The following is a 22200-nucleotide window of genomic DNA, read 5'->3' on the forward strand; positions in this document are numbered from 1 at the left end:
GCCAGGAGGAACGACCCGGAAACCGCGGTCATGCCCACGGCGCGACGGGCGGGCGTCGCCGGCCCGCTGCGGGGGAGGTGGGGTCACTGCTTGGCGATGTCGAGGTCCAGCGTGTTGCCCGGACCGGGGATGGTGCCGTTGACCACGGCGGTCACCAGACCGCAGCGGTCGAACCGGCCGATCTCGTAGGAACCGGTGAGGCCGCCGCCGTTGAGCGGGTCGAAGCCCGGCTTCGAGGTCAGGTCGATGGTGCTCGGCGCGACGGTCTGGCAGTGGTCGGTCGGCCGCACGACCTGGATGCCCAGCACCCGCACGTCGGTCAGCTTGATCCCGACGGTGGTGCGCGCGGTGACCGCGCCCGCGGTGATCGTGCCCGTCGTGCGGCCCTGCGGGATCATCCGCACGGTCGCGGTGGTCGGCACGAAGCCGAACAGCTTGAACTTGCCGGACGCGTCGGGCAGCGCCAGGTCACCCGCGAACTTGCCGCCCATCAGGTCGACCTCGGTGGCCAGCGTGCCCGGTCCGAGCGGCAGGTGGGAGTTCAGCTTCTTGATGGTCGACGAGCCGTTGACGCCGTAGGTGATCCGCAGCGGGTCGTTCGGCGCGGTGGTGGTGGTCGTCGTCGTGGTCGTCGGCTGGGTCGTGGTGGTGGTCGTAGTCGGCTGAGTGGTCGTGGTCGTGGTGGTTGTGGTGGTGGTCGGAACGGTCGCCGGTGTCACGGTGAACTCGTAGAGCCGCGTGTTCTGGTCCGGCTTGAGGGTGCAGTCGGAGGTGAACGTGCCCAGGCCCGTCTCGCTGCCGTCGGCCTTGCGCGGCGTCAACGTGGTGCTGAAGTTGCCGACCGTGATGGTGGTGAGGCCCGCGTTGGTGAAGGTGACCGGGGGAGTGCCGCCGGTGGCGACGGTGTCGAACGGGCCGGACGCGGGCACGTTCGTCTTGGCCACCACCAGGTCCGCCACGATGTCGTGCGGCGCGCCCACGTTGTCCACCACCGTCCGCGCCTTGGCGGTGCCCTCCACGGTCGTCGCACCGACCAGCGTCAGACCTTGTGTCGCGGTCGCCGGCACGGTCGCGGTGGCGGTGACCTTCGACGCCGGGATCGGCTGACCGACCACGGCCGAGTCGGGCAGGTCGGCCACCTCGATCCTGACGCTCATGTCCTGCGGGCCGATCAAGGGGAACGGGCAGTTGTAGACCAACGTCAGGCTGGCGGTGGCCGCCGTGCCGGTGCCCGCGCCGGCGAACGCCACCGAGCCCACGACCGCGGTGGCGACCGCGAGCGCGCCGACGACCGACCGACCAGTTCGTTTCAGCATGTGCATCTCCTCGTCGAGAGCAGTGCGGAAAAGAGGGCTTGCGCTGTGCCGCAAGGGCTACTGGTCGGTAAGGTAGCTTTGCGGAACAGTCGGGGCAAGTATTTCTCTCACGTTTTACCCCGCCATGTCAGGCGGGCACAAAAGCAGTCGAAGGCTTTATCACGCGCATGACAAATCATTCCTCGGTGCTTGTGCGCACCGGCTCGGGGAAAGTACTTTCGAAGAATGAGCGGAGCGGTGCGGTGAGGGTCGCGGTGGTGCTGGCCGCGGTCGCCGTGCTGTGGGCCGCGGTCTGGACCCCGACGTGGGTCGTGCGGCACGCCGAGGTCCGCCCACCGCGGTTGGCGGCCGGCATCAAGCTCACCTACCAGGTCGACGGGGTGACCCGGATCCACCGGCTCCAGTCCGACCTCGTGCTCGGACCCGGCACCCTCGAAGCCGAGATCGACCTGGCCAACGGCACGATCACCGGCGACCTGTGGTTGCCGCCGAGCTACGGCTACTTCATCGTGTTCGGCTTCGTGCCCAACACCGCGCGCACCGACCTGATCCCGGTCGGCAAGGTCACCGGCACCATCAAGGACGGCCAGGTCAAGGCGAACTCCAAGCTCGACATCGAGCTCAGCGAGGTCGCCGTCAACGCCCAGCCGCTGGACGTCGGCCAGACGTGCCGGACCGTCGAACCCGCCTCGATCGACCTCGAAGGCCCGTTCGAGCTGGCGAAGATGCGGATGAAGGGCGTCTACCCGATCCCGCCTTTCACCGGCTGCCAGGGTCGTGAGCGGTTGGACCCGCTGATGACCGGCCTGATCTCCGGTCCGGGCAACGCGATCGACCTCACGCTGACCTTGCTCCCTGCGGTCCCGTGAACCCCGGCGGACCCGCGGCCCGGGGCTGCCCGGTCGAGCCGCCCAGCAGCCGCAGCGCCCGCAGCGCGATGCCCATGTCGAACAACGCGTCCGGGTCGTGCAGCTTGGCCCCGAACAGCTCCTCCAACTGCCGCAACCGGTAGCGCACCGTCTGCGGGTGCACGGCCAGGCTCGACGCGACCTCCGGCGCGCTGCCCCGCGTCTCCACCCAGGCGGTCATCGTCTCCCGCATCCGCTGCTGCTGCTTGGGCGTCAACCCGTCCAGCGGCGCCAGCGTCCGCTTCACCAGTTCACGCACCAGCTCCTCGTCGCCGAGCAGCAGCAACGTCGACAGGTGCTCGGTGGTGTCCACCATCGGTCGGTCCGCGATCACGCCGGACTGGATCAGGGTGATGGTGCGTCGCGCCCAGCGCAGCGACTGCCGCGCCGAGGTCAGCGGCACGACCGGTCCCACGGCCGCGCGCCACCCGCCGAGCTTCTGCTCCAACGCGACCAGCTGCCGTTCCGGGTCGGTGAGTAGCAGGCACGGCTCGCCGCCCTCCAGATCCATCAGGATGTCCTCGTGCAGCGCCGGTATCGGCAGCTGGTGCTGGTCGGTGCGCCGTTCCAGCGCCACCACCAGCACCTTGTCCGGCAACGGCCAGTGCGCCGCCTCGGCCAGCTCCGCCAGGGCGTTCGGGTGGTAGCCGGGTTCGCCCAGGAGCAGCTCCAGCAACCGCTTGCGCCGCCGCTGCAACGCGCCCGCGTGCCTGGCCTGCGCCTCGGCGTACCCCTCCATCGACCGCAGGGACAGCTCGTCGATGTAGGCGAAGATCGCCTCGGCGATCAGGCACATGGTGGCCAGCGGCACGCGTTCGACCTGCCCGAACTCGGAGATCCGCCGCCACGCCACCCGTGCGCCGATCCGGTAGGCGGTCTGGAGCAGGTCGAGGCTGCGGCCCGCGCTCACCTCCAGCTTGCCCAGCAGGCGGAAGAGCTTGGCCCGGTCCTCGCGCTGCGCGGTCGGGTCCACCATCCGGTCGATGAACTGGTGGATCGCCTGTTCCACGCCCTCGACCACCACTTGGCCGAACATCCCCTCCAGCTTCTGCGAATATTCGGCGATCTGGTCCTGGATTTCCCGGACCATGTCCACGGCCACGTCACCGGCCCTGGCGCGGAACTTCGGCGCCAGGTCGGCGGGCAGCTGCTCCCACAGGTCCGCGTTCCCGATGAGCGGTAACTCGGAGGCTCGGAGTTCTCCGGTTCTGTTCATGCTGTTCGCCCACCACCAAACGATTGGGTGTGATTCCGAACACTGTATTTTTGATCATGAAAAGTTGTCAACCAGGTGCACTCGGATGACAAAGTCGCCACTGTTGTCGTGCGTCGGATGACAAAAACGGCGCTAGCGGAGCTCCCGGCGCAACACCTTCCCGGTCGCGTTGCGCGGCAGCGACGTCGTCAGCACGACCTCGCGGGGCACCTTGTGCCTGGCCGGCAGGTGCTCCACCTCGCTCGGGTACACGTTCTCGCCGCCCGAGGCGATCATGTCGTCCTCGCGACCGTCGACGAACAACCGGCCGTGCCGGTCGAAGTGGCCGAGGTCGCCGGTGCTCACCAGGCCGTCGACGACGTCCTTGGCCCCACCGTCGGAGTAGCCGCTGAACCGCAGCCGGCTGCCCACGAACACCCGGCCCACCACGCCCGGCTCGGTGATCCGGCGGCCCTGCTCGTCGTTGACGCTCACCCGGCACGTGCGCGGCGGCCGACCGACCGTGCCCGGTGCCGCGCGCAGGTCGTCCGGCGTGGCCACGGCCGCCACCGCCACCTCGGTCGACCCGCACAGGTCGTACACGACCTCGCCGAACCGCCGGGCCGCCTCGGCGGCCGGCGGCGCGGGCAGGTCGGCGCCGGGGCTGAGCACCACCCGCAGCGCGGACAGGTCGTGCGACTCCAGCTCCAGCGGACCGAGGTCGAGGATGCGCCGGAGCATCGTCGGCACCAGCACCACCGCGGTGGCCCCGGGCTGCTCGCGCACGGCACGCCGCACCGACCCGAGCATCGGCCCCCACGCCCGCACCTCGACCAGCGACCGCACCGCCCGGCCGGGCCTGAGCGGTTGGACCATTCCGGCGCGGTGCAGCACCCGAACGCAGTGCGTCAGATAGGACACGCGTGCACCCCCCATCGTCGACAACGCCAAACATTGGTAGCCGCAAGGTGGGGTGCGGCGCCAGGGCGCGGTCGGCTTTTTGTATCCGGGTGAGTGTTCGGCCGGGCAACTTTGTCACGTGCCTGACAAGCTTTTGCGGCTGCTTGTGCGGTGCGACGTCCGTTAGTAACGTACTCGTCGGTAACGTTATTTTCGGATTATTCACGACACCTTTCGGAGAATGCCCGTGGCATTGCGTCGACGCCTGCTGGGACTGCTGTTCGCGGCCCTCCTGGTCGCGCTGTGCGGTTTGTCCGTCGCGGCGTACCAGAAGGTGTTCACCCCGCGGGTCACCGTGCTGCTGCGCACCGACCACGTCGGTAACCAGCTCCAGGCGGAGTCGGACGTGAAGCTGCTCGGCGTGCTGGTCGGCGAGGTGCGGGCGATCCGCTCGCGCGGCGACGGCGCCGAGGTGGAACTGGGCCTGCACCCGGACCAGGTCGGCCGCATCCCGGCGAACGTGTCCGCCCGGCTGCTGCCCAAGACGTTGTTCGGCGAGCGGTTCGTCAGCCTCGAACTCCCGCACGACCCGGCCGGCGCGCTGGACGAGGGCGCCGTGATCGAGCAGGACCGCACGTCCGGGGCGATCGAGCTGGAACGGGTGCTCGCCGACCTGTTGCCCACCTTGCAGGCCGTGCGGCCGGACAAGCTGTCCACCGCGCTGACCTCGGTGGCGCAGGCGCTGGACGGGCGCGGCGCGACGCTGGGGCAGGCGATCGTGGAGCTGGACGCGTACCTGCGCGAGCTCAACCCGCAGCTGCCGGTGCTCAAGGAGGACATCACCAAGTTCGCCGACGTCACCGGCGTGTACGCCGACGCCGGCCCGGACCTGGTGCGGGCGTTGACGGACGCCACCGCGGTCAGCCGCACGCTCGCCGAGCAACGCGCGGACCTCGACGCGCTGTACTCCAGCCTCACCACGGCGTCCGCCGACCTGACCGGGTTCGTCCGGGACAACGGCGAGACGCTGGTCGCGCTGTCCGACCGGGCCCGGCCGACGGTGGAGCTGTTCGCCACCTACTCGCCCGAGTTCGGGTGCGTGCTGAGCGCGGTCAACGCCCTCCGGCCGCGGATGGACCAGGTGCTCGGCAAGGGCACGGACCAGCCGGGCGTGCACGCGGGGGTCACCGTCGTGCCGCCGGGCCGGGCGTACGTCCCCGGCCGGGACGAGCCGGTGCACCGCCGGGGTGGTGCGCCGCACTGCCCGGCCGGTCCGGTCAACGCCGTCGCACCGGACCAGGTGCCCGACTGGGCCGGTCTGCTGGTCGCCGAATGAGGGGACGCACATGAGGGGGCGCAGATGAGAAGGCGCAGATGAGGGGGCCCAAATGAGGGGGCACCGATGAGGAACGTTGCCGCGCCCTTGACCAAGTTCCTGGTGTTCGTCGTCGTCACCGTCGCCGCGACCGGGTTCCTGGCGGCCACCATCGCGGGCAGCCAGGTCGGGTCGACGGCGCTGTACCAGGCCCGGTTCACCGACGTCACGGCGTTGGCGGAGGGCGACGACGTGCGCATGTCCGGGGTGAAGGTCGGCCAGGTGGAGTCGCTGGAGCTGGTGGACGACGAGCTGGTCGACGTCGGCTTCTCGGTCGCCGACGGCCGGTCGCTGTCCGCTGACGTCACCGCGACCATCAAGTACCGCAACCTGGTGGGCCAGCGGTACATCGCGCTGGAGCAGCCCGCCGGGCGGATCGACGCGAGGTTGCCGCACGGCGGCCTCATCCCGGTCGAGCGGACCACCCCGGCGCTCGACCTGACCACCCTGTTCAACGGGTTCAAGCCGCTGTTCCAGGCGCTCGACCCGGAAGACGTCAACAAGCTCTCCCACGAGATCATCCAGGTGTTGCAGGGCGAGGGCGGGACCGTGGAGAGCCTGCTCGCGCACACGGCGTCGCTCACCTCCACCCTGGCCGCCAAGGACGACGTCATCGGCAAGGTCGTGGAGAACCTGAACGCGGTGCTGGAGACGGTCAACTCCCGCGACGACCGGTTCGGCTCGCTGCTGACGTCGATGCGGCAGCTGGTGTCGGGGTTCGCCGCGGACCGGCAGCCGATCGGCAACGCCATCACCGGCCTCGCGGCGTTGAGCGACAGCACGGCGTCGTTGCTGGAACAGGGACGCCAACCGCTCAAGGAGGACATCGCGGCGCTCGGGCTGCTCGCGGGCAACCTCGCCGACGCGCCCGAGCTGGAGCCGTTCATCCGGAACCTGCCGGTGAAGTTCGAGGCGATCGGCCGCACCGCGTCCCACGGCTCCTGGCTCAACTTCTACCTCTGCTTCGCCTCCTCGCAGGCGCCGCCCGCGCCCGGCGGACCGCCGGTGGGCCTCCCCGTCACCGAATCGAGGTGCCACCGATGACGTCCAAGAGGGTCGAACGCGGACCGGTGCTGCTGGGGGCCGTCGGCCTCCTGGCCATCGCGGTCACCGCCCTGCTCACCTTCTTCCTGGAGGACCTGCCGTTCTTCGGCGGCGGCGCCAGGCACACCGCCGAGTTCACCGAGGCGGCCGGCCTGCGCGTGGACGACGAGGTCCGCGTCGCGGGCATGAAGGTGGGCGCGGTGACCGACGTCGAGCTGCACGGGGGCCGGGTCCGGGTGACGTTCCGGGTCGGCGGCGTCGAGCTGGGCGACCGCAGCCGGGCCGAGATCAGGATCAAGACCCTGCTCGGGCAGAAGTACCTGGCGCTGGACTCCGAGGGCCGCGAACCGCTCACCGGCACCATCCCGGTGGAGCGCACCACCTCGCCGTACGACGTGGTCGAGGCGTTCGGCGGGTTGTCGACCACGGTCGGCGGGATCGACACCGACCAGCTGGCGCAGAGCTTCCAGGTGCTGTCGGACACCTTCCGCGACTCGCCGGAGCACGTGCGGCAGGCGTTGGAAGGGCTGTCGTCGCTGTCGAGGACGATCTCGTCGCGCGACGAGCAGCTGGCGTCGTTGATCAAGGGCGCGAACCAGGTCAGCGGGGCGCTGGCGGAGCGCAACGACGACTTCGCCGCGCTCATCACCGACGGCAACCTGCTGCTGGAGGAGATCGGGCACCGCCGTGACGCGATCGGCCGGCTCCTCGACGGGACGCGGGAGCTGTCCCGCCAGCTGTCCGGTCTGGTGGCGGACAACAACGAGCAGCTGCGGCCCGCGTTGGAGCAGCTGGAACGCGTCACCGACGTGCTGCGGGACAACCAGGACGCGCTGAACCGCGGCCTCGCGCTGGCCGGGCCGTACTACCGGGTGCTGAACAACGCGCTGGGCAACGGCCAGTGGGTGGACACCTACCTGTGCGGTCTCGTGGTCGATCCCGGCGCGCGGCGCGACTGCCCGACCGGAGGCCGCTGATGTTCGTGCGCACACGGGGCAACCGCCGCCTGGTGGTCGGGCTCGCCCAGGGGTTCGTGCTGGTGCTCGTCGCGACGGCGGCGGTGTGGTGGATCTTCCTGCGTCCCGCGACGACCCGTGTCGCGGCCTACTTCACCGCCGCCGTGGGCGTGTACGAGGGCTCCGACGTGCGGGTGCTCGGGGTGAAGGTCGGCCGGGTGGTCGGCGTACTGCCCGAAGGCGGGGCGGTGCGGGTGGAGCTGGAGCTCGACCACGGCGTGGATGTGCCCGCGGACGCCCGTGCCGCGGTCGTGTCGCCGAACATCGTGGCCGACCGGTACGTGCAGCTCACGCCCGTCTACACCGGTGGTGACAAGATCGGTTCCGGGGCGGTGATCACCAGCGCGCGCACGGCGGGCACGGTCGAGCTGGACGAGTTGTACGCGAGCCTCGACACGTTGTTGACCGCGCTCGGCCCGAACGGGGCCAACCGCGAGGGCGCGTTGTCCGACCTGCTGCGCACGGGCGCGGAGAACCTCGACGGCACCGGTGGCGCGTTGGGCGAGTCGATCCGGCAGCTCGCGGACGCGGCGAAGACGTTGGCCGGGTCGCGCGACGACCTGTTCGGGACGGTGGACCACCTCCAGTCGTTCACCTCGATGCTCGCCGCGAACGACGAGCAGGTGGGGCGGCTGGCCGAGCAGCTGGCCGACGTGTCCGGGTTCTTCGCGGCCGAGCGGGACGACCTGGCCGCGGCGTTGGGCGAGCTGGCGACGGCCCTGGAGCAGGTGCGGGGTTTCGTGCACGACAACCGCGGCCGGGTCCGGTCCAGTGTGGAGGATCTGGCGGTGTTGACCGGAATCCTGGTGCGGCAGCAGGAATCGATGGCCGAGGTGCTGGAGGTCGCGCCGGTCGCGTTGCACAACGTGGTGAACGCCTACGACCCGGCGACCGGGACGTTGACCGCGCGGGCCAACCTGAACGAGTTCGTGACCAACCTGCTGAGCGTGCCCGGCGGTGCAGGTGTGCCAGGAGGTTCGCGGTGAGGCGGTCGGCGGCGGTGGGGCTGGTGCTGGTGCTGACCGGGTGCTCGGCGATGCCCAGCGCGTACGACCTGCCGCTGCCCGGCGGCGCCGACCTCGGCGACCGGCCGTACCGGGTCACCGTCGAGTTCGACGACGTGCTCGACCTCGTGCCGCACGCCGGGGTGAAGGTGGACGACGTGCCGGTGGGCAAGGTCGAGGACATCGCGTTGTCCGAGGACGGCTCCACGGCGTTGGTGCGGGTCGCGGTGCGCGGTGACGTGCTGCTGCCGGCCAACGCCCTCGGGCGGTTGCGGCAGTCGAGCCTGCTGGGGGAGAAGTACGTGGAGCTGGCCGTGCCGGCCGAGCGGTCGGCGTCGCCGCTGGTGGACGGCGCGGTGATCCCGGTGGCGCGGACCAACCGCAACCCCGAGGTGGAAGAGGTGTTCGGCGCGTTGTCGATGCTGCTCAACGGCGGCGGGATCGCGCAGATCCAGGACATCTCGCGGGAGCTGAGCGCGGCGTTGTCCGGCAACGAGGCGGCGGTGCGGTCGCTGCTGTCCACGGTGAACTCCTTCGTGGGTGCGATGGACTCGCACAAGGGGGAGATCGCGCGTGCCCTGGACGGGATGGACAAGCTCGCGTCGTCGTTGGAGTCGCGCAAGGAGGACATCGGCGAGGTGCTGGACGGGCTGGAACCCGGTCTGCGGGTGCTGAACGACCAGCGCGGGCAGTTGGTCGGGCTGCTGAACGCGTTGCGGGAGCTGTCCGACGTCGCGGTGGGCACGGTGGACCGCAGCCGGGACGACCTGGTGGCCGACCTGCGGGCGTTGGAGCCCACGTTGCGGCGGCTGGCCGAGTCGGGGCAGAACCTGCCGCAGTCGTTGGAGATGCTGCTGACGTTCCCGTTCACCGACGCCGTGCTGGACGGCATCAAGGGTGACTACCTCAACACGTACCTGACCCTCGAACCTGGAGCGCGTTGATGATCACCCGGCGGATCAGGTTGCAGGTCGCGCTGTTCGCGGTCATCGCGCTGCTCGGCGTCAGCTACGTGGGCGCGAAGTACGTGGGGCTCGTGGTCGTGGACGACGGGTACGTGGTCCGGCTGGAGCTGGCCCGGACGGGAGGCCTGTTCACCGGCGGTGAGGTGACCTACCGCGGTGTGCCGGTGGGGCGGGTCGGTCCGATCCGGTTGGGTGACGGGCAGGTCGAGGTCGAGCTGCGCATCGGGGCGGGCGCGCCGCGGATCCCGACGGACCTGGAGGCCGTGGTCGCCAACCGCTCGGCGGTGGGGGAGCAGTACGTCGACCTGCGGCCGCGCGGGAGCGGGGGACCGTACCTGGGGGACGGATCGGTGATCCCGCGGTCGAGCACGCGGTTGCCGTTGCCGGTGGAGCAGGTGCTGACCAGCCTGGACGACCTGGCGCGCTCGGTGCCGGTGGAGTCGTTGCGCACCGTCGTGGACGAGCTGGACCAGGCGTTGCGGGGTACCGGGCCGGACCTGCAGGTGCTGCTGGACGCGACGACGGAGTTCATCGCGACCGCGGGTGCGCACCTGCCGCAGACCACGCGGCTGCTGAACGACTCCGCGGCGGTGTTGCAGACGCAGGTGGACCACTCGGCGGCGATCAACTCGTTCGCCGACAGCGCCCTGCTGGTGGCGTCCCGGCTGCGTGCGGCGGACGGCGACCTGCGGCGGCTGATCGGCGCGGTGCCGGGGGCGTCGGCCGAGGTGAGCGCCCTGCTGCGGGAGTCGGGGCCCAACCTCGGGATCGTCCTGGCCAACCTCCTGACCACCGCGGACGTGCTGGTCACCCGGCAGGGCGCGCTGGAGGAGGTCCTGGTGACGGTCCCCGACGCGGTGTCGGTGGGCGCTTCGGCGGTCGGGTCCGGCCAGGCGCGGTTCGGCTTGGCCCTGACGTTCTTCGAACCTGCGCCGTGCGTGACGGGCTACGAGGGCACACCCCGCAAGGGCGGCCTGGACACGTCCGCCGGCCCGTTCAACACCGGTGCCGCGTGCACCCTCCCGCGCGGCTCCGCCACCGGCGTCCGAGGCTCCCAGAACGCCCCACGCTGAACCTGAGCGTTGAATTCGGGGGGCCTGAACGTAGGACACGGCTGTTCTGAACGTAGGACACGCGCGACGTGGAGGTACGACTCGCGCGTGTCCTACGTTCGGAACGCGCGTGTCCTACGTTCAGGCCCTCCGAGTTGAACGTTCAGGAGGGTCAGACGGGGGAGAGGTAGAGCCAAGAACCGTTCTCGCGGACGAAGCGGCTGTTCTCGTGCAGCACGTCGCGTTGGCCGTGCAGGCGGTAGTGGGCGCGGAACTCGACCGTGCCCGTCGTCTGGAACAGGGTGCCGTCGGTGCGGGACAGGATCTCCAGGTGGGTCCAGCGCTGGTCCGGGTCGAGGTCGAGCGAGGCCGGCCGGGTGGTGGGGTGCCAGGTGGCCAGCAGGTAGTCCTCGTCACCCACCGCGAAGGCGCTGTAGCGGGAGCGCATGAGGGCCTCGGCGGTGGGCGCCTGGCGACTGCCCCGGTGCAACGGCCCGCAGCACGCCCCGTACGGCTCGCCCTGGCCGCACGGGCAGCGACGGACGCTGTCGGACGTGCTCATTCCGGTCGGTCGCACGCCGTGCGGCCGGAACGGTCGTAGCGGACCCACGCCAGCGCGTTCTCCGCCTCACGGTCACCGGCCGCGGCCTGTGCCGACAGCGACGCGTGCACCTGGTACCGCAGGTCGGCGGGCACGGAGGGGTTGGCCAGCAGGTTCGCCCGGATCGCCGGGCGCGGGTCGTCGGCCAGCAGCGCCAACGCCTCGGCGGGCGCGCCGGGATCGGTCGACAGCGCCTCGCGCACCGCGTCGTCCGGGTCGCCCGCCAGGGCCACGCCCCGCGCGACGGACATCTGTTCGGTCACGGGACCAGGATATAAGGGAAGCGGCCCCCTCCCGTTGACTGCCAGTCGGGGAGGGGAGCCGCTTCGAGGGCTGGCTACGGCGTCAGCCGCACGCCGCACCGTTCAGAGTGGGAGAAGTGAACGGTGGGGTACCGCCGCTGAAGCTCGCGTTGTAACCGATGGTCGCGGTACCACCGGTCGCGAGTCCGCCGTTCCAGGCCGCGTTGCCGACGCGGACGATGTCGCCGCCGTCGGTCCACGTCCCGTTCCAGCCCTGGGAAACGGTCACACCGGGCGCGGAGAACGTCAGGGTCCAGCCGTTGATCGCCGCGCCCCGGTTCTCGATGACGATCTCGCCGGTGTAACCGCCCGACCACTGGCTCACCACGCGGTGCGTCACCCGACATGCGCCCCCTGGAGGCGATGTCGTGGTCGTGGTGGAAGTGGTCGTGGAAGTAGTAGTGGTGGTCGTGGTGGAAGTGGTGGTCGACCTCGACGTGCTCAAGGACGTCGTGGTGCTGGTCGGACCGGCCGCCACCGCCATGTCGTACGCCCGCTGCGGCACGAACTGGCCCGCACCCGCGATGCAGCCGTCGGCCTCACCCGGCAGCTTGATCCACAGGAAGGCGTCGATCTGCGAGTCACCGGTGTTGGTCGTGCTCGCCGTGCCGATCGCCCGGCCCGCCGGGTCGCACCACTCGTCGCCCAACGGTCCGTTGCCGTTGCGGCTGGTGTCGACGACCGCCTTGAACCGCGAGTCGCCCAGCCCGTTGAGCACGGCCTTGGCGAACGCGACCTCGTCACGCGTGTGCCGGTAGTTCGACACGTTGGTGGCGATGCCGTCGGCGCTGTTGGCGATGTCCGCGCCGCGCAGTCGCTGCACGGCTTCGGACGGGGTCAGCCACGCGGAGTGGCCGATGTCGAAGTACACCTTCGTCTGCGCGGAGCCGTTCTTGAGCCTCTTGCCCGCGTAGGCCATCGACGCCATCGTCTCGGTCTGCTGGGCAGGGGTCTGGCAGTTGGTCATGATCGGCAGCACGTCGGGTTCCAGGACGATCGCCGCCGGGCGACCCGCGATACCCGCGGACACCTGGTCGATCCACGTCCGGTAAGCCGAGTGCGAGGGCGCGCCGCCGCCGCTCGCGCCCCCGCAGTCCCGGTTGGGCACGTTGTAGACGACCAGGATCGGAATCTTCCCGGCCGCCGCCGCGGCACCCACGAACGCGTCGACCTGCCCCCTGACCTCGGAGGTGTTGGTGGTGGTGTACCACCGCGCCTGCGGGGTGTTGACGATCCGGTCACGGATCACCGCCGCTCGCGAGTCGTTCGGGTTCTGCGCGACCCACCTCGCCGCTGAGGTGTTCGGGTCGACGTAGAACGCCGAGTCGGCTGCTTGCGCGGTGGTAGCACCACCGCCGAGGACCAGTGCCACGGCACTGGCGACCAACGCGCTGGACAGCGCGCCCGCCGCGGCCAACCTGGCCTTGTGCCGTGGCCTACGGCCGCCGTTGCCGGCGTCGTTGGCGTCGTGTGCTCGCATCTGAGTCCTCGCAGCTTCGGTGCTGAACGGGGGCCGGCTTCTTCGACTGGGAGCGCTCCCAGGTGGCAGGACTGTAGCCACTGGTAAACGGTGATGAAAAGGGGTCGAGGTCGACGGTGGGCTCCCGCCGTTTCTCACATTCCGTGAAGTGAACGCCGGATGAACCATGGCTGAGACGGGTAAGGCACAGTCGAACGTGGTGCTCACTACTTTGTGTACGTATTTGCGGTGCTGACTACTCCGAACGAGTGAGTGAGACCCAGGTCACGGACCAGCCGAAGTCGTCGGCGAAATTTCCGGGAATTACGCCGTGCGGCCGCAGCGGCGATGAGCCGAAAAGCGCACCTCTGGTGCAGAAAACCGGACAATCTTAGTCTGGGAACGCTCCCAGCACCCTGTGCACCCGTTCCCGACCCGGAGGCAACGCAATGACGCGCACTCCCTCCCGACCCGTCGCGGTGGCGGTGGTGACGGCCCTCCTGGCGGCCGTCGCCCTCGCCGCCACCGTGCTCGTGCCGCACCTGCGACCGGTGGCCACCGCGCAGGTCGCGGCCCAGGCCGACCCGCGGGTCGAGCAGCTGCTCGCCCGCATGTCGCTGGACGACAAGATCGGCCAGATGACCCAGGTCGACCGCGGCGCGCTCGACTCCGTCACCGACCTGGCCACCTACCGGATCGGTTCGCTGCTGTCCGGCGGCGGCTCCGCGCCCAGCTCGAACACGCCCCAGGCCTGGGCCGACATGTACGACAACTTCCAGCGCACCGCCATGTCGACCCCGCTGGGCATCCCGCTGATCTACGGCGTGGACGCCGTGCACGGGCACAACAACGTGCGCGGCGCGACGATCTTCCCGCACAACATCGGCCTGGGTGCCACCCGCGACCCGGAGCTGGTCAAGCGCATCGGCGCGGTCACCGCGACCGAGGTGGCGGGCACCGGCATCGACTGGAACTTCGCGCCCTGCCTGTGCGTGGCGCGCGACGACCGGTGGGGCCGGACCTACGAGTCGTTCGGCGAGGTGCCGGAGATCCCCACCGCGATGACCACCTACGTCGACGGCCTCCAGGGGGCGACGCTCGGCGGCACGCCCAGCTCCGTGCTCGCCACCGCCAAGCACTTCATCGGTGACGGCGGCACCGCGGGCGGCGACGACCAGGGCGACGCGCGGATCACCGAGCAGGAGTTGCGCACGGTGCACCTGCCGCCGTTCAAGGCCGCCGTCGACCGCGGCGTCGGCTCGGTGATGATCTCCTACAGCAGCTGGAACGGCGTCAAGGCGCACGGCCACCGCTACCTGATCACCGACCTGCTCAAGGGCGAGCTCGGCTTCACCGGGTTCGTGGTGTCGGACTGGGCGGGCATCGACCAGATCGACGGCGCCACCGGGTTCACCGGCGCCGAGGTCGCCGCGGCGGTCAACGCGGGCATCGACATGGTCATGGTCCCGACCGACTACCGGAGGTTCACCGGCCTGCTCAAGGCCGAGGTGCAGGCGGGCCGGGTGACCACCGCGCGGATCGACGACGCCAACCGCCGCATCCTGACCAAGAAGTTCGAACTGGGCCTGTTCGAGCGCCCGCTGACCGACCGCTCGCTCACCTCGACGATCGGTTCGGCGGCGCACCGGGACCTGGCCCGCCAGGCGGTGCGGCAGTCGCAGGTGCTGCTGCGCAACGACGGCGTGCTGCCGCTGGCCAAGTCCGGCAAGTACTTCGTGGCGGGCAAGTCGGCCGACAACATCGGCTACCAGAGCGGCGGCTGGACGATCTCCTGGCAGGGCGGCAGCGGCAACACCACCCCCGGCACCACGATCCTCCAGGGCATCCGCGACCTGGCCGGCTCGCGCGCGACGATCACCCACGACCGGTACGGCGCCGGGGTGGACGGCTCGTACACCGCGGCCATCGCGGTGGTGGGGGAGACCCCGTACGCCGAGGGCCAGGGTGACCGGCCCAACGGCCTGGCCCTGGACCGCGAGGACCTGGAGACGATCAACCGGCTGCGGTCGACGGGCATCCCGGTGGTCGTCGTGCTGGTGTCGGGGCGTCCGATGGACGTCGCGAACCAGGTCGCCGACTGGGACGCGCTGCTCGCCTCGTGGTTGCCGGGCACCGAGGGCCGGGGCGTGGCCGACGTGTTGTTCGGCGACTTCAACCCGACCGGCAAGTTGCCCGTGACCTGGATGAACAGCGGCTCCCAGCAGCCGATCAACGCCGGTGACGGCAAGGCCGCCCTCTACCCGCTCGGGCACGGCCTGAGCTACGGCCCGACCACGACCAGCAGCACGACGACGACCACCACCACATCGACAACGACGACTTCGACAACCACCACCACGACCACCTCGACAACGACGACCACCGCACCGCCGCCCGGCGGCTGCGTGGCCACCGCCCGCGTCACCGGCTCCTGGCAGGGCGGTTTCCAGGCCGACGTCACGGTGACCAACACCGGCACCGCCCGGCTGAACGGCTGGACGGTCACCTGGACGAGGCCGGGCGACCAGACGATCAACTCGCTGTGGAACGGCAGGCTCACCCAGACCGGCACGTCGGTGTCCGTGGACGACGTGGGCTGGAACGGCACGCTCGCCCCCGCGGCTTCGGGGTCCTTCGGGTACACCGCGAGCGGGTCGGCCGGCACGCCCGAGCTGACCTGCCGGGCGAGGTAGCACCCGCCGTGGTCACTTTCTGGGAGCGCTCCCCCACGCTGCGTCATTCGGCTCAGCGTGGGACGACATTCGGCCCATGGCCTGGGGGCCTTCGGGTCGAACTTGTCAAGGCTTTGTGGCTGAACCCTCTTTTCACGGTGTTTCTATGCGGTTACAGTCCCGGACTGGGAGCGCTCCCAGAAACCTCCACCGCCCTGCCCCTTGGAGGCACCGCATGCGACGACGCATGTCCGGAGCACTGGCCGGCACGCTAGCCGTGCTGGTCAGCGCCTTGACGCTGACCCCGTTCCAGCCGTCCGCGACGGCCGCGCCCGCGTTCAACTACGGCGAGGCCCTGCAGAAGTCGATCTGGTTCTACGACGCCCAGCGTTCCGGCGACCTCCCTGCGGACAACCGGGTGAACTGGCGCGGCGACTCGGCGTTGCGCGACGGCAGCGACGTGGGCCTGGACCTCTCGGGCGGTTTCTACGACGCGGGCGACCACGTCAAGTTCGGCCTCCCGTTCGCGGCCACGATGTCGATGCTCGCGTGGGGCGCGGTGGAGAACCGCGACGCCTACGAGAGCTCGGGTCAGCTGCGGCACCTGATGGCCAACCTCAAGTGGGGCACGGACTGGATCATCAAGGCGCACCCGTCGCCGAACGTGGTGTACGGGCAGGTCGGCGCGGGCGACGACGACCACAAGTGGTGGGGCGCCGCGGAGGTCATGCAGATGCCGCGCCCGTCGTACAAGGTGGACGCGTCCTGTCCCGGCTCGGACCTCGCGGGCGAGTACGCGGCGGCGATGGCGTCGGCCTCGATGGTGTTCAAGCAGACCGACCCCGCCTACGCGGCCACGCTGCTGACCCACGCCAAGCAGCTCTACAGCTTCGCCGACACCTACCGCGGCAAGTACAGCTCCTGCATCACCGACGCCTCGAAGTTCTACAACTCCTGGAGCGGCTACCAGGACGAGCTCGTGTGGGGCGCGATCTGGCTGTACCGGGCGACCGGTGACGCGAGCTACCTGGCCAAGGCCAAGGCGGAGTACCCGAAGCTGGCCACCGAACCGCAGACCACCACGCGGTCCTACCGGTGGACCATCGCCTGGGACGACAAGTCCTACGGCGCGTACGCCCTGATGGCCAAGCTCACCGGCGAGGCCGAGTACGTCGCCGACGCCAACCGCTGGCTGGACTACTGGACCACCGGCTACAACGGCAGCCGCGTGCGCTACTCGCCCGGCGGCCAGGCGCACCTCGACACCTGGGGCTCGCTGCGGTACGCGGCCAACACCGCGTTCGTCGCGCTGGTCTACAGCGACTGGCTGCGCGAGCGCGACGCCGCGAGGGCGACCACCTACCACGACTTCGGCGCGCGGCAGATCAACTACGCCCTGGGCGACAACCCGCGCAACGCCAGCTACGTCGTCGGCTTCGGCGCCACACCGCCGCGCAACCCGCACCACCGCACCGCGCACGGCGCGTGGGCCGACACCATGCAGGAACCGGTGACCAGCAGGCACGTCCTGTACGGCGCGCTGGTCGGCGGTCCCGGCACGAACAACGACGCGTACAAGGACGACCGCACCGACTTCGTCGCCAACGAGGTCGCGCTGGACTACAACGCCGCCTTCACCGGCGCGCTCGCCCGGCTGTACAAGGAGTACGGCGGCACGCCGTCGGCGAACTTCCCGGTCGCCGAGGCCACCGACGGCCCCGAGCTGACCGTGCAGGCCTCGGTCAACCAGAGCGCGCCCGGCTTCACCGAGATCAAGGCGTTCGTGCTCAACAAGTCCGCCTGGCCCGCCCGGATGTTCAACGGCTCGCTGCGCTACTACTTCACCCTCGACGGCGCGACCACGCCGAACCAGGTCACGGTCGCCACGAACTACAACCAGTGCGGCACGCCGAGCGCTCCCAGGCAGCACAGCGGTTCGGTGTACTACGTGGACGTGCCGTGCCCGGGCGTCTACCCCGGCGGCCAGTCCGCGCACCGGCACGAGGTGCAGTTCCGCATCACCAGCACGGGCACCTGGGACCCGACCAACGACTGGTCCTACACCGGCCTGGGCACGGGCAACACCGTCGCGCTGACCGACCGCGTGGTGCTCGTGCAGGACGGCCAGGTGCAGTGGGGCAAGGAACCCGGTCCGGCCGTGGAGGACCGCGAGGCCCCCACCGTCCCGACCGGACTGCGCGCGTCCAACGTCGGCGCCACCAGCGCGACGCTGACCTGGACCGCGTCCACCGACAACGTCGGGGTGACCGGCTACGACGTGCTGCGGGCGGACGGCACGGTCGTGGGTGCCCCGGTCACCCCGACGTTCCAGCTCACCGGCCTGGCCCCGGCGACCTCCCACACGTTCACCGTGCGGGCGAAGGACGCCGCGGGCAACCGGTCCGCCGCGAGCGCGGTGATCACCGTGGTCACCACCGACACCAACGGCGACCGCGAGTCGCCGACCGTCCCGGGTGGACTGTCCGTCTCCGCGATCACGTCCACCGGTGCGACGCTGACCTGGACCGCCTCCACGGACAACGAGGCCGTGGCGGGCTACGAGGTCCTCCGCCCGGACGGCACGGTCGCGGCCACCACCACGGGGCTGAGCCACCAGCTGACCGGACTCACCGCCGACACCGCGTACACCTTCACCGTCCGCGCCAAGGACACCTCGGGCAACATCTCCTCGCCCAGCACCGCGGTCGCGTTCCGCACCACGCCGGGCGGCGCGACCGGCCCGGTCGTCGTGCAGCAGCGCGGCAACGGCGCGGCGAGCGCCAACCAGATCGGCGCGACGCTCGCCCTGGTCAACCGCGGCACGACGGCGGTCGACCGGTCCACCGTCACCGCCCGGTACTGGTTCACCGGTGACACGGCCAACGCCAACTACCAGGTGTTCTGCGACTGGGCCGTGGTCGGCTGCGCGAACGTGCGCGCCACCGTGGTGAAGCTGCCCAACGCGCGACCCGGCGCGGACTCCTACCTCCAGGTGTCGTTCACCGCGGGCAGCCTCGCGCCGGGCGCGAGCACCGGCGACATCCAGTTGCGGGTGGCCAAGTCCGACTGGTCGACCTTCAACCAGGCCGACGACCACAGCTACCGGGTCAGCGCGACCCTCACCGACTTCGACCGGGTGACCGCCTACACCGGCGGTTCCCTCGCCTGGGGCGTCGAGCCCTAGCACCCAGACTCGGCACGGGGCGTTCTGCGCGCCCAGGCGTCCCGTGCCGACCCCACTCCCCGCCACGCCCCTTTCAAGCTTCGCGGGTCAATGGCTGATCCGTGCAGGAGGAGGACGCATGAGGTACCGCACCAGAGCGGGACGGTTGCGCACCGGTCCGCTCGCGCTGATAGTCGCGGCGACAACTGCCGCGGGTGTTATGCCGTTCGTCGCGCCGGTGGCGAACGCGGCCGTCGCATGTACGGTCAACTACCAGGTCACCAACCAGTGGCAGGGTGGCTTCGGCGCCAACGTGTCCGTCCGCAACGAGGGCGACGCGGTCAACAACTGGCGCCTCACGTGGACCTTCCCGGACGGCCAGCGCGTTCAGCAGGGCTGGAACGGCACGTTCTCGCAGAGCGGCACCGGCGTGACCGTTGCCGCACCGGGCTGGGCACCGAACCTCGGCACGGGCGCCACCGTCACGCCGGGCTTCAACGGCTCGTGGACCGGCCAGAACCGGCCGCCCACGGACTTCGCCCTCAACGGCACCCGCTGCACCGGTCCGAACGTCAACGTCGACCCGACGGCGACGCTGACGTCGCCGACGCCGGCGCAGACGTTCCAGTCCGGCCAGGCGATCCCGCTGGCGGCCACCGCCTCGGACACCGACGGCACCGTCTCCAAGGTCGAGTTCCTGGCCGACGGCGTGGTCGTCGCGACCGACACGAGCTCCCCGTACACGGGTTCGTGGACCGGCGCGACCGTGGGCGAGCACGCGATCGTGGCCCGCGCCACGGATGACAAGGGCGGCATCGGCAACTCCAGCATCGCGAGCATCCGCGTCATCGCGGGTCAGGCGATCCAGGCGAGCCCGGCGTCGCTGACCGTGCGGCAGGGCGGCACCGGCACCTTCGGGGTCTCGCTGGCCACCGCGCCGACCGCGAACGTGACGGTCACCGTGGGGCGTTCGGGCGGCAGCACCGACCTCACGGCCGGCCCGGTCTCGCTGACGTTCACGCCGACCAACTGGTCGACCAAGCAGAACGTCACGGTCACCTCGGCGGCCAACGGCGGCGCACTGGCCACGGCCACCTTCATCGCGAGCGCCACCGGTGCGGCCGCGGCGACGGTCGAGGTCCGCGAGACCAGCGCCGACACCTCGCCGTTCGAGCAGGAGTTCCTGGACCTCTACGCCAAGATCAACGACCCGGCGAGCGGCTACTTCCGCACCTTCTCCGATGGCCTGAAGGTGCCGTACCACTCGATCGAGACGCTGATGGTCGAGGCGCCGGACCACGGTCACCAGACCACGTCCGAGGCGTTCAGCTACTACCTGTGGCTGGAGGCCAGCTACGGCAAGATCGTGGGTGACTGGGCGCCGTTCAAGAAGGCCTGGGCCTCGATGGAGAAGTACATCATCCCGGCCAAGGCGGACCAGCCGACCAACGACAAGTACGACGCGTCCAAGCCCGCGACGTACGCTCCCGAGCACCCGCGGATGGACCAGTACCCGTCGGTGCTGGACTCCGGCGTGCCGGTGGGTCGCGACCCGATCGCGGCCGAGCTGAAGGCGGCTTACGGCAACAGCGACATCTACGGCATGCACTGGCTGCTCGACGTCGACAACACCTACGGCTTCGGCCGGTGCGGCGACGAGTCCGACGCGGCGCCCGCGTACATCAACACCTACCAGCGCGGTTCGTCGGAGTCGGTGTGGGAGACCATCCCGCAGCCGTCCTGCGACACCTTCGCGCACGGTGGCCCCAACGGCTTCCTCGACCTGTTCACCAAGGACGCCACCTACGCCAAGCAGTGGAAGTACACCAACGCCCCGGACGCCGACGCGCGTGCGGTGCAGGTGGCCATGCTGGCGCAGGAGTGGGCGACCGAGCAGGGCAAGGCCGCCGAGGTCGCGCCCGAGCTGGAGAAGGCCGCCAAGATGGGCGACTACCTCCGCTACGCCATGTTCGACAAGTACTTCAAGAAGATCGGCAACTGCGCCAGCACCAGCTGCCCGGCGGGTACCGGCAAGGACAGCGCGCACTACCTGATGTCCTGGTACTACGCGTGGGGCGGCGCGACCGACACGTCCGCGGGTTGGGCGTGGCGCATCGGTGACGGCGCGTCGCACCAGGGCTACCAGAACCCGTTGGCGGCCTACGCGTTGGCGAACGTGCCCGCGCTGAAGCCGAAGTCGGCGACCGGCCAGCAGGACTGGGCCACGTCGATGACCCGCCAGCTGGAGATGCTGCAGTGGCTGCAGTCGGCCGACGGCGCCATCGCCGGCGGTGTCACGAACAGCTGGGAGGGCCAGTACGCCGCTCCGCCGGCGGGCACGCCGACGTTCTACGGCATGTACTACGACGCCCACCCGGTGTGGCGCGACCCGCCGTCGAACCGCTGGTTCGGCTTCCAGGCGTGGCAGATGGAGCGCACCGCCGCCCTGTACGAGAAGACGGGCAACGCGACGGCCAAGAAGATCCTCGACAAGTGGGTCCCCTGGGCCATCGCGAACACCACCGTCGGCACCGGCGGCCAGTTCCAGATCCCGAACGACCTGACCTGGACGGGCACCCCGGACAACTGGAACGCCACCAACCCCGGCGCCAACGCGGGCCTGCGGGTGACCGTGGACAACCACAGCCAGGACGTCGGCATCGCCGCGTCCTACGCCAAGACGCTCCTCAACTACGCGGCCAAGTCGGGCAACGCCCAGGCGAAGACCGTCGGTGAAGGCCTCTTGACGGCGATGCTGGCGCACAAGGACGACAAGGGCATCGCGGTTCCGGAGCAGCGCAAGGACTACAACCGCTTCGACGACGTCTACAACACGTCGACGCGTGAGGGTCCGTACGTTCCGACGGGCTGGTCGGGCGACATGCCCAACGGCGACCAGATCAAGCCCGGTGTGTCCTTCGTGGACATCCGCTCGATGTTCAAGCAGGACAAGGACTGGCCGAAGGTCCAGGCGTACCTGGACGGCGGCCCCGCGCCGACCTTCACCTACCACCGGTTCTGGGCGCAAGCTGAGATCGCCACGGCGTTCCAGCTGCACGTGGAGCTGTTCGGGTAGACCCAAGAAGGTCGCCGGCACCCCCCTCACGACGTGGTGAGGGGGGTGTTCGGCGTGTCGCGTCACGTCTCAATAGTCGAACGCGTTCGACTATTGAGACCGCCGATGAAACAACCTTGAAACTTCGGTGTTGACGCGGGTGAGAGAGCTGT

The 22200-nt window shown here is 70.2% G+C and carries 15 protein-coding genes and 2 pseudogenes; 11 read left to right on the forward strand and 6 right to left on the reverse strand.

What is annotated here, in order from left to right:
• Positions 1-83: 83 nt before the first annotated feature.
• Positions 84-1316 carry a DUF6801 domain-containing protein gene (locus AB0K14_RS04920; protein WP_360462731.1) on the reverse strand — a complete coding sequence of 411 codons (1233 nt, stop codon included), beginning with the start codon at positions 1314-1316 and terminating at the stop codon, positions 84-86.
• 242 nt (positions 1317-1558) lie between these two features.
• Here AB0K14_RS04920 and AB0K14_RS04925 point away from each other — a divergent pair, with 242 nt between their 5' ends.
• Positions 1559-2185 carry a hypothetical protein gene (locus AB0K14_RS04925; RefSeq protein WP_360462728.1) on the forward strand — a complete coding sequence of 209 codons (627 nt, stop codon included), beginning with the start codon at positions 1559-1561 and terminating at the stop codon, positions 2183-2185.
• Here the strand turns inward: AB0K14_RS04925 and AB0K14_RS04930 are convergent.
• Both AB0K14_RS04930 and AB0K14_RS04935 read right to left on the reverse strand, forming a co-directional pair.
• Positions 2154-3440 carry a helix-turn-helix domain-containing protein gene (locus AB0K14_RS04930; protein ID WP_360462725.1) on the reverse strand — a complete coding sequence of 429 codons (1287 nt, stop codon included), beginning with the start codon at positions 3438-3440 and terminating at the stop codon, positions 2154-2156. The two genes, AB0K14_RS04925 and AB0K14_RS04930, sit on opposite strands and share 32 nt — an antisense overlap.
• Before the next feature lie 132 nt (positions 3441-3572).
• A pseudogene (locus AB0K14_RS04935) lies at positions 3573-4184 on the reverse strand (AMP-binding protein); the annotation flags it as partial.
• 376 nt (positions 4185-4560) lie between these two features.
• Between AB0K14_RS04935 and AB0K14_RS04940 the strand changes: the two are divergent.
• From AB0K14_RS04940 to AB0K14_RS04965, 6 genes are all read left to right on the forward strand, one after another.
• Entirely contained in the window at positions 4561-5655 is a 1095-nt protein-coding gene (locus tag AB0K14_RS04940) for an MCE family protein (protein WP_360462722.1), read from the forward strand.
• Between the two features lie 66 nt (positions 5656-5721).
• Positions 5722-6738, forward strand: a complete 1017-nt coding sequence (locus AB0K14_RS04945; RefSeq protein WP_360462719.1) for an MCE family protein — start codon at positions 5722-5724, stop codon at positions 6736-6738.
• Positions 6735-7715 (forward strand): MCE family protein, encoded by a 981-nt coding sequence (locus AB0K14_RS04950; RefSeq protein ID WP_360462716.1) that lies wholly within the window; start codon positions 6735-6737, stop codon positions 7713-7715. The genes AB0K14_RS04945 and AB0K14_RS04950 overlap by 4 nt, the downstream gene beginning before the upstream one ends.
• Positions 7715-8740, forward strand: a complete 1026-nt coding sequence (locus AB0K14_RS04955; protein WP_360462713.1) for an MCE family protein — start codon at positions 7715-7717, stop codon at positions 8738-8740. Before AB0K14_RS04950 ends, AB0K14_RS04955 begins: the two co-directional genes overlap by 1 nt.
• Positions 8741-8754: 14 nt before the next feature.
• Positions 8755-9702 (forward strand): MCE family protein, encoded by a 948-nt coding sequence (locus tag AB0K14_RS04960; RefSeq protein WP_360462736.1) that lies wholly within the window; start codon positions 8755-8757, stop codon positions 9700-9702.
• Complete coding sequence (locus AB0K14_RS04965) at positions 9702-10796, forward strand: MlaD family protein (RefSeq protein ID WP_360462710.1); 1095 nt, start codon at positions 9702-9704, stop codon at positions 10794-10796. Before AB0K14_RS04960 ends, AB0K14_RS04965 begins: the two co-directional genes overlap by 1 nt.
• A 151-nt stretch (positions 10797-10947) precedes the next feature.
• On the opposite strand, the gene AB0K14_RS04970 is transcribed toward AB0K14_RS04965, so the two are convergent.
• From AB0K14_RS04970 to AB0K14_RS04980, 3 genes are all read right to left on the reverse strand, one after another.
• On the reverse strand, positions 10948-11337 hold the full coding sequence (locus AB0K14_RS04970) for a YchJ family metal-binding protein (RefSeq protein ID WP_360462707.1): 390 nt from the start codon (positions 11335-11337) through the stop codon (positions 10948-10950).
• Positions 11334-11639 carry a hypothetical protein gene (locus AB0K14_RS04975; RefSeq protein WP_360462704.1) on the reverse strand — a complete coding sequence of 102 codons (306 nt, stop codon included), beginning with the start codon at positions 11637-11639 and terminating at the stop codon, positions 11334-11336. The genes AB0K14_RS04970 and AB0K14_RS04975 overlap by 4 nt, the downstream gene beginning before the upstream one ends.
• Before the next feature lie 82 nt (positions 11640-11721).
• Positions 11722-13158, reverse strand: a complete 1437-nt coding sequence (locus AB0K14_RS04980; RefSeq protein ID WP_360462701.1) for a glycoside hydrolase family 6 protein — start codon at positions 13156-13158, stop codon at positions 11722-11724.
• 428 nt (positions 13159-13586) lie between these two features.
• On the opposite strand from AB0K14_RS04980, the pseudogene AB0K14_RS04985 reads away from it, so the two are divergent.
• The 4 genes and pseudogenes from AB0K14_RS04985 to AB0K14_RS05000 form a co-directional block, all read left to right on the forward strand.
• Positions 13587-15422: pseudogene (locus tag AB0K14_RS04985) on the forward strand (glycoside hydrolase family 3 N-terminal domain-containing protein); the annotation flags it as partial.
• A 120-nt stretch (positions 15423-15542) separates the two neighbouring features.
• Positions 15543-15830: a cellulose binding domain-containing protein gene (locus AB0K14_RS04990; protein WP_360462734.1), complete on the forward strand. Its 288-nt coding sequence runs from the start codon at positions 15543-15545 to the stop codon at positions 15828-15830.
• 214 nt (positions 15831-16044) lie between these two features.
• Positions 16045-18993, forward strand: coding sequence for a glycoside hydrolase family 9 protein (locus AB0K14_RS04995; protein ID WP_360462698.1), 2949 nt, complete (start codon positions 16045-16047; stop codon positions 18991-18993).
• 199 nt (positions 18994-19192) lie between these two features.
• Positions 19193-22048, forward strand: a complete 2856-nt coding sequence (locus AB0K14_RS05000) for a glycoside hydrolase family 48 protein (RefSeq protein ID WP_360462695.1) — start codon at positions 19193-19195, stop codon at positions 22046-22048.
• Positions 22049-22200 lie beyond the last annotated feature (152 nt).

The organism is Actinosynnema sp. NPDC050801 (assembly GCF_040673975.1).
Lineage (GTDB): Bacteria > Actinomycetota > Actinomycetes > Mycobacteriales > Pseudonocardiaceae > Actinosynnema.

Bases quoted from the DNA above. Each gene is read 5' to 3' on its own strand.
- AB0K14_RS04995 (WP_360462698.1), top strand. From the start codon at position 16,045: ATGCGACGACGCATGTCCGGAGCACTGGCCGGCACGCTAGCCGTGCTG.
- AB0K14_RS05000 (WP_360462695.1), top strand. From the start codon at position 19,193: ATGCCGTTCGTCGCGCCGGTGGCGAACGCGGCCGTCGCATGTACGGTC.
- AB0K14_RS04945 (WP_360462719.1), top strand. From the start codon at position 5,722: ATGAGGAACGTTGCCGCGCCCTTGACCAAGTTCCTGGTGTTCGTCGTC.
- AB0K14_RS04980 (WP_360462701.1), bottom strand. From the start codon at position 13,158: ATGCGAGCACACGACGCCAACGACGCCGGCAACGGCGGCCGTAGGCCA.
- AB0K14_RS04920 (WP_360462731.1), bottom strand. From the start codon at position 1,316: ATGCTGAAACGAACTGGTCGGTCGGTCGTCGGCGCGCTCGCGGTCGCC.
- AB0K14_RS04930 (WP_360462725.1), bottom strand. From the start codon at position 3,440: ATGAACAGAACCGGAGAACTCCGAGCCTCCGAGTTACCGCTCATCGGG.
- AB0K14_RS04950 (WP_360462716.1), top strand. From the start codon at position 6,735: ATGACGTCCAAGAGGGTCGAACGCGGACCGGTGCTGCTGGGGGCCGTC.
- AB0K14_RS04965 (WP_360462710.1), top strand. From the start codon at position 9,702: ATGATCACCCGGCGGATCAGGTTGCAGGTCGCGCTGTTCGCGGTCATC.
- AB0K14_RS04970 (WP_360462707.1), bottom strand. From the start codon at position 11,337: ATGAGCACGTCCGACAGCGTCCGTCGCTGCCCGTGCGGCCAGGGCGAG.
- AB0K14_RS04940 (WP_360462722.1), top strand. From the start codon at position 4,561: ATGCCCGTGGCATTGCGTCGACGCCTGCTGGGACTGCTGTTCGCGGCC.
- AB0K14_RS04955 (WP_360462713.1), top strand. From the start codon at position 7,715: ATGTTCGTGCGCACACGGGGCAACCGCCGCCTGGTGGTCGGGCTCGCC.